Origin of the sequence: Actinokineospora spheciospongiae, from assembly GCF_000564855.1 — a bacterium.
Lineage (GTDB): Bacteria > Actinomycetota > Actinomycetes > Mycobacteriales > Pseudonocardiaceae > Actinokineospora > Actinokineospora spheciospongiae.
Genome location: NZ_AYXG01000010.1, coordinates 1 through 7,106 on the forward strand (window position 1 = coordinate 1; position 7,106 = coordinate 7,106).

A 7,106-nucleotide genomic window follows, 5' to 3' on the forward strand; every position below is an offset into this window, starting at 1 on the left:
ACATGATCGCCATAGGGGCCCCGGCCAAACACATCCACCCAGCCGGGCACCCCAGCGAAAGACCGGGCTCGAAAGCTAAGCACACCCACCCGGGCACACCCACCAAAACCCGGGCCTGGCAACAAGGCCGAGCACATCCACCCGAGTACCCCAATGGAACCCCGGCTTCGAGGACCCACAACAGCCCTCAGGCCGGGACGCCCACCCGGGTCAGCGCGGCCACGTCCCGCAGGAGCCGGCCGGTCACGGCGGCGTCCCCCGCGGCGGCGGCCCAGGTCAGCCCCTGCCCCAGCCACGCCATGCCCAGCGCGTCCTGCCCCCGGGCGGCGCGCATCCTGCCCGCCACCCGCGCGTAGTGGGCGGCGAGGGTGAGCAGCGCCCGGGAATCGGCCGGGGCCAACCGGTGCAGCGCCCACTCCACCGGGGCCAGCGCGTCGGTGGCGGCGCAGTCGTGCAGCAGCGCGGTGAGCACGTGCACCAGGTCCGGTCCGGGTCGGTCACGCCCCAGCCGGGCCAGCAGCGCGTGCGCGCTCGCGGCCACGGGCACCCGGCAGGCCACCGCCCCGTGCTCGGGGCAGCCGATCCCCGCCGGGAGCACGGCGGGCCAGTGGCGAAGCGGAATCCGCACCCCGTCGGCCGCCGCTCCCGGCAGCAGCGACAGCAGTGTCTGTTGTGGACTGTCCTGGGTGTCCAGTGCGGTCAGTTCCCCGCCGGTGCCCAGCACCTCGTCCAGCGCCGCCGCCAACCCGCGCGGCGGGGTCCTGGCACCGCTCTCCACCTTCGAGATCAGGCTGTGGTGGTAGCCCACCCGCTCCCCCACCTGCGCCTGCGTCAGCCGGGCCCGCCGCCGGTGCGCCCGCAACGCCCGCCCGAACTCGGCCGCCACAACCCCTCCCCGGCCCGGCCGGTCGCCGGGTGCACACGGAACGTAACACCGGCGGACGCGCTGCGATAAGGGCTGCTCAGCGGTGGGAAATAAACAGCTCTTTCCCAGTTCCACCGCTCGTTCAGGCGGCGCGGCGGGCGACGAACGCGTGGGTGCCGGACTTGAACAGCCGGAAGGGCACCGGCCGCAGCTCGGTGTCGACGCCGCGCTCGGCGAGGTCGGCGCGGAGGCGGTCCAGCTCCGGGTACGGCCTGCCCATGGTGTCGACCAGCGGGTAGACCCTGGCCTCCACGGCGCTGACGCGGACCATCTCGGCGATCGAGGCGAGCAGCAGGTCGTGGCCGAAGTCGTCGGGGTAGGAGAACAGCAGGTGGCTCGACAGGGCGATGCGGAACTCACCGTCGGCGAACGGCAGGACGGGCAGGGAGGCCGCGCGGTAGTGCGCGGAGCCGGGCCGGTAGTGGGCCTCGAAGCGGCGCAGGTTGTGCTGCCACTCGGCGAGGTACGCCACCGGCGCGTCGGCGACGTGCTCGGCGTAGAGCTCCGGCCAGGTGGTGATCGCCGTGCGGGCCAGCGCCGCCCCCCGGTCGGCCGCGGCGGTCAGCTCGGCAGCGGGCCGGTGGTAGTGCGGGTCGACCGCGCACCCGGTGCCGCCCAGGGCGACCAGGTCGGCCAGGAAGCTCGACGCGCCGCCCGCCACGTCGAGGACCGGACCGCCGAGCAGGTCGGCGTCGGAGAGCGCGAACATCTCCCGGTACTCCCCCAGCCGCCGCGCCGACACGATCAGGGAGCCGATGCCCTGGTACCGCTGCTGCGCCGTGCCCGATAAAACCGCCACCGTCTTCTGCTCCTCTGCCCGTGCCCGACCGATCGCGGCATGTCCGGATCGGCGGATGCGGAGATTAATCAGCGCCCCCGGCGCGGGGTGCGACCGGGTCCCGCTCGCGGGCCGCCCACCCGCCACCGGGCGATCCTCCACCGAACCGGTACCGACCCACCATTTGTCCCGGAATGGCCTTTCCCCGGGTGACAACTATTGATTCTTGCCGCGCCCCCACATCGCCATTACCGTCGATTGAGCAGCGGAAACAGCGACGTTTTCCGGGCGGGAAGAGGTCAGCCGATGATTCGGGTCCGACGGGTGTGGCGGGTGGTGTGCGCCGCCGTGGTTGCGGCGCTGGTGGGGGTCGCGGTGCTGTCCGCGATGCCCGCGCAGGCGTTCGGGTTCCCGCTGGTGCGGGTGGATGGCGGGCTGCTGCTCGGCCGGTCGGACAACGGGGTGGACGAGTTCCGGGGCATCCCGTTCGCCGCGCCGCCGGTGGGGCCGCTGCGCTGGCGGGCGCCGCAACCGGCGGCCGGGTGGTTCGGGGTGCGCGATGCGGAGAAATCCGGGAACAAGTGCGCGCAGACCTACGGCATCGACTTCACCAGGATCACCACCGAGGACTGCCTGTACCTCGACGTGCACGTGCCCCGCGGCGGCGCGGCGGGCAAACCGGTGATGGTGTGGATACACGGCGGCGCGTACGTCATCGGGTCCGGCAGCGAGTACGAGACCTCGGAGCTGGCGAAGTTCGGTGACGTCGTCGTGGTGACGATCAACTACCGGATGGGGCCCTTCGGGTTCCTCGCGCACCCGGCGCTCGACGGCGACGGCCAGTTCGGGCTGATGGACCAGCAGGCGGCGCTGCGCTGGGTGCAGCGCAACATCGCCGCGTTCGGCGGGGACCCGGCCAACGTCACGATCTTCGGCGAGTCGGCGGGCGGCGGCAGCGTGTGCTCGCAGATCGCCTCCCCGCAGGCGGCCGGGCTGTTCGCCCGCGGCATCGCCGAGAGCGGCTGCGCGGTGCCCGCCCCCACCGTCGCCCAGGCCGAGAACCTCGGCGAGGGCTTCGCCCGCGGCGTCGGCTGCCCGGGGAGCACCACCGACGCGTGCCTGCGCGGCAAGTCCACCGACGAACTGCTCGCCGGGGCGGGGATCACCCTCAGCGACATCAACCTGCGCTGGACCCCGCCGGTGGGCGGCGGCCTCGTGCCGCTGGCGATCCAGGACGCGTTCGAGTCCGGCCGGGTCAACCGGGTTCCGCTGCTGCAGGGCACGAACCGGGAGGAGGCGTCGCTGTTCGTGGCGATCAAGGCGCTGGCCGGGACGACGGTGACCGCAGTGAACTACCTGACCCGGCTCAGCGAGCGCTTCGGCGGCGGTTTCGTCGAGCGGATCGCCGAGCAGTACCCGCTCGGCGGCTTCCCCAGCCCCCCGGAGGCGATCAGCGGGGCGGTGACCGACGCGGTGTTCGCCTGCTCGGCGCAGTACTCCAACCAGGCGCTGGCCCAGCACGTCCCGGTGTTCGCCTACGAGTTCGACGACCCCGCCGCGCTGCCCCCGGACCTGCCGTTCTACCTGCCGTCGGGTTCCTCGCACGCCGCGGAGCTGCCGTACGTGTTCGGCCGCTCGGTGGGCACGAAGCTGCCGCCGTTCTTCTCCCCGGACCAGCGGGAGCTCTCCACCGCGATGATGTCCTACTGGACGTCCTTCGCCAGGACCGGCGTGCCGACCGGGCCCGCCCCGTGGGCCCCGGTCACCCCGGGCCGCGACGTGGTGCAGCGGCTGAGCCCCACCTTCGTCGGACCGGCGGCCTCCTTCGGCGCCGACCACCGGTGCGGGTTCTGGAAGCAGATGTACGACGACGGCATGATCCCCAACATCTGAGCCCCGATCTTCGAGCGAGGAGTTCCCCCAGTGCGGATTCGACTGACCCTGGCCGCGGCGGCGGTGCTGGCCGCGGCCACCACCGCGGCCGTCGTGGTGGCCGAACCGGGCACCGCGAGCGCGGCCGAGCCGCTGGCCCGCACGGTGTGGCTGTGCAAGCCCGGCCTGACCGACAACCTGTGCGGCCAGGCGCTCGACGGCACGCAGGACCGGGCGCCGCACTACCCGAACGGCCGGGCGGTGAACCTCGACGCGAGCACGATGTCCGCCGACGACAGGCCGGTCGGCGTCGAGCCGTTCGCGCCGGGCGGGCCGAAACCGGTCGACTGCTTCTACGTCTACCCCACCGTCGACGCGCTGCCGAACCCGCTGGTGCAGGCCGGGAACATCCCGCCGGAGCGCCGCGAGGAGGGCACCGCGGTGACACTGGCGCAGGTCGCCCGGTTCACCCACCGCTGCCGGGTGTTCGCGCCCAGCTACCGGCAGATCCCCCTGGCGGGCCTGCTCGGCGGCGTCACCGGACCGGACCGCGAGCGCGCCGCGCTGGACGTGCGCACGGCCTTCGAGGACTACTGGGCGCACGACAACGTCGACCCGGCGACCGGGGAGCGGCGCGGGGTGGTGCTGCTCGGGCACTCGCAGGGCACCTTCGTGCTCACCGACCTGATCAAGGCCAAGTTCGACGGGCCGACGCCGGAGCGGGACAAGCTGATCAGCGCCTACCTGCTCGGCGGTTCGGTGCAGGTGCCGGTGTCCGCGGGCGACCAGGACAACCCCGGGGCGTCCTTCCGGACGCTGCGGCCGTGCGCGAGCACGACCGAGCGGGGCTGCCTGGTCGGGTACTCCGCGTTCGCGGTGGAGCAGGGCCAGTCACCGGGGACGATGTTCGCGGGCAACCTGGCACCGGGGGTGAAGTCGCTGTGCGTGAACCCGGCCGCCCTGCTGGCGGGCGCCCCCGCCGACGCGACCACGCCGATCGACCCGTACCTCCCGACCAGGACCCTGCTCAAGGGCAACCCGTTCGCCCACGCGGGCCCGCTGTCGCTGATCCTGACCGGCGTCCCGGTGCCCGACCTCAAGACCGGCTTCGCCCACTACCCCGGCGACGGGCGGGGTGGCTGCCGCTTCACCGGGGACGAGACGGCGAACCGCTCCTGGATGCAGGTGGACGCGAGCCCGAAGGTGGCGCCCCCGCAGAGCGGGGCGACCTCGTTCGGCCTGCACGTCGGCGACTACAACCTGCTCGCCGGTGACCTGGACCGCCTGCTCGGCGCCCAGGTCGCGGCCTGGCGCGGGTGAGGTGCGGTGGTGCCCGGCCGCCCGCCGGGCACCACCACCGCCCTACCGCTTGGTGAGCAGGCCCTGCCCGACGATCCGGCGGGCGATCCGCTTGAGCAGCGACTTGCGCGGGCGGGTCGCCGCGGGGGGTGCGAGGGTCGGCTTCGTGGCCCGGGGGATGGGCGAGAAGCGCACGGTCTGCTCTGCTGACACTGGAGTCTCACGATTCGGTGTAGAGATCGACACGGTTCGATCGTGCCACCCGCTCGCGCCGGTCGGTGACGAACCCACCGCTCACCGTGACCCGCGCCACTGTGTAACCTGCGCCCCCGCGCAAACCGGTACTCAGCAATACCCGTTCGGATGACAATTTGTCACGGTACGCGTTCGGCTTCACCCGATCGCAACGTCAGCCAGCGACAATCACCTCCTCAGGCGTTCCCACCTCCCGGAAGACGTGGCCATGGACCTCATCGAGGAAAGCGCGGCGCTGTCGGACCTGATGTGGCGGGTGTACCACCACGTCCGCGACGGCGGGGCGGACATGAGCGAGGGCGGCGCCAGCGTCGCCGAGGCGACGTACCTGCGCGACCTGGCGACCCGGCACCGGGCCGGGCTGGTGTTCGAGATCGGCTTCAACCTCGGCTTCTCGGCCATCGCGTTCCTGGAGAGCGGTCCCGACACCCGGGTCGTCTCCTTCGAGCTGGACGACCGGCCGAGTGTGCTGCTGGCCAAGCAGTTCGTCGACGAGCGCTACCCGGGGCGCCACGAGCTGGTCCTGGGCGACTCGCTGAGCACGGTGACCGCGTTCGCCGCCGACCGCCCCGAGCGGGCCGACCTGATCTTCGTCGACGGCGGGCACGACTACGAGGTGGCCGCCGCCGACCTGCGCAACGCCCGCGCGGTGACCCGCCCCGGCGGGCACGTGGTGATCGACGACCTGGTGCCCTGGTACCCGTGGGGCGTCGGGCCGACGCGGGCGTGGACCGAGGCCGCCGACACCGGGCTGCTGGTCGTCGACGAGTCCTACGTGGACGGCAGGCGGGTCGAGCGGATCGAGGCGCCGGGCGACCGGGCGTGGTCAGCCGGCCGGTTCCTCGCCTGAGGCGCGCGTCCCGGAGACCTGGTCCACGGAGACCTGCGCGGGCCGGGTGCTGCGGCCGTAGCGGGCGAGCACGGCGGCGCGCAGCTCCTCGTCCGAGCGCGGCACCGGCTCGATGAAGACCTCCGCCACGTCGGGCTGCGCCGCCCGCAGGTCGGTCGCCATCCGCACGCAGACCCGCTCCAGCTCACCGGCGGTGATGGTGTCGTCGAAGTCGACCCTGGCGCAGACGAGCACCCGGTCGGTGCCGATGAGCATGGTCTGCAGGTCCACCACCGCGTCCACCTCGGGGGCGGAGTTGAACGCGTCCCGGATGGCGAACACCAGGCTCGGGTCCGCCTGCCTGCCGATCAGCAGCCCCGCGTTGGTGCGGCCGAGCAGGAAGGCCACCCCGGCGAGCAGGACGCCGATGGCCACCGAGGCGACGCCGTCCCAGACCGAGGACCCGGTCAACTGGTGCAGGCCGACCCCGGCGAAGGCCAGCAGCAGGCCGACGAGCGCGGCGGAGTCCTCGTAGAGCACGGTCTTGGACGTGGGGTCGTCGCTGTGGCGGAGTTCGTCGCCGAACGAGCGGCCGGTGTCCCTGGCCTCACCGCGGACCTGCCGCAGCGCCTGCAACCACGAGGTGCCCTCCAGCAGGAAGGCGATCCCCAGCACGATGTAGGCCACCAGCGGTGAGGTCTGCTCCTCGGGCTCGCCGAAGATCGTCGAGAACCCCTCGTACAGGGCGAAGACGGCACCCGAGGTGAAGATGGACACCGCGGCGAGCAGCGACCAGAAGTAGCGCGCCTTGCCGTAGCCGAACGGGTGCTCCCGGTCGGCGGGCCTGGTGGACGCCTTGAGCGCGGTGAGCAGCAGGATCTCGGTGAAGGTGTCGGCCACCGAGTGCGCCGCCTCCGACAGCATCGCCGCCGACCCGGTGATCAGCCCGGCGATCAGCTTGAGCACGGCGATGGCGAGGTTCACCGATCCCGCGAGGACGACGGTCAGGGTGCTCTCGCCCGAGTCGGGGAGCTCGGTCTTCTTCTCGGCCACCGGCCGAGGTTAAGCCCGGCGCCGCGCCCCCGCCGGGTGGCCGAGCCCGGTTGTTTGTTGGTGGTGCCCGGCTGGGTGGATGTGTTTGGCCGGGG

Annotated in this window: 7 protein-coding genes; 3 read left to right on the forward strand and 4 right to left on the reverse strand. The window is 72.8% G+C overall.

What is annotated here, in order from left to right; translation table 11 throughout:
* Positions 1-187: 187 nt before the first annotated feature.
* Positions 188-886 carry a helix-turn-helix domain-containing protein gene (locus tag UO65_RS35345; protein WP_052020425.1) on the reverse strand — a complete coding sequence of 233 codons (699 nt, stop codon included), beginning with the start codon at positions 884-886 and terminating at the stop codon, positions 188-190.
* Between the two features lie 121 nt (positions 887-1,007).
* Positions 1,008-1,724 carry a hypothetical protein gene (locus UO65_RS35350; RefSeq protein ID WP_052020427.1) on the reverse strand — a complete coding sequence of 239 codons (717 nt, stop codon included), beginning with the start codon at positions 1,722-1,724 and terminating at the stop codon, positions 1,008-1,010.
* Positions 1,725-2,009: 285 nt separating this feature from the next.
* Here UO65_RS35350 and UO65_RS01545 point away from each other — a divergent pair, with 285 nt between their 5' ends.
* Both UO65_RS01545 and UO65_RS01550 read left to right on the forward strand, forming a co-directional pair.
* On the forward strand, positions 2,010-3,596 hold the full coding sequence (locus tag UO65_RS01545; RefSeq protein ID WP_035277964.1) for a carboxylesterase/lipase family protein: 1,587 nt from the start codon (positions 2,010-2,012) through the stop codon (positions 3,594-3,596).
* A 30-nt stretch (positions 3,597-3,626) separates the two neighbouring features.
* A complete protein-coding gene (locus UO65_RS01550; protein ID WP_035277966.1) occupies positions 3,627-4,895 on the forward strand; it encodes a DUF3089 domain-containing protein in 1,269 nt (422 codons plus the stop codon).
* A gap of 42 nt (positions 4,896-4,937) precedes the next feature.
* Here UO65_RS01550 and UO65_RS36485 read toward each other — a convergent pair whose 3' ends face one another.
* Positions 4,938-5,087 carry a hypothetical protein gene (locus tag UO65_RS36485; protein WP_161784403.1) on the reverse strand — a complete coding sequence of 50 codons (150 nt, stop codon included), beginning with the start codon at positions 5,085-5,087 and terminating at the stop codon, positions 4,938-4,940.
* Positions 5,088-5,337: 250 nt separating this feature from the next.
* On the opposite strand from UO65_RS36485, the gene UO65_RS01555 reads away from it, so the two are divergent.
* Entirely contained in the window at positions 5,338-5,979 is a 642-nt protein-coding gene (locus tag UO65_RS01555; protein WP_052020431.1) for a class I SAM-dependent methyltransferase, read from the forward strand.
* Here UO65_RS01555 and UO65_RS01560 read toward each other — a convergent pair.
* On the reverse strand, positions 5,956-7,011 hold the full coding sequence (locus tag UO65_RS01560; protein WP_052020433.1) for a cation diffusion facilitator family transporter: 1,056 nt from the start codon (positions 7,009-7,011) through the stop codon (positions 5,956-5,958). The genes UO65_RS01555 and UO65_RS01560 overlap by 24 nt on opposite strands.
* Positions 7,012-7,106 lie beyond the last annotated feature (95 nt).

Bases quoted from the DNA above. Each gene is read 5' to 3' on its own strand.
- UO65_RS01555 (WP_052020431.1), top strand. From the start codon at position 5,338: ATGGACCTCATCGAGGAAAGCGCGGCGCTGTCGGACCTGATGTGGCGG.
- UO65_RS01545 (WP_035277964.1), top strand. From the start codon at position 2,010: ATGATTCGGGTCCGACGGGTGTGGCGGGTGGTGTGCGCCGCCGTGGTT.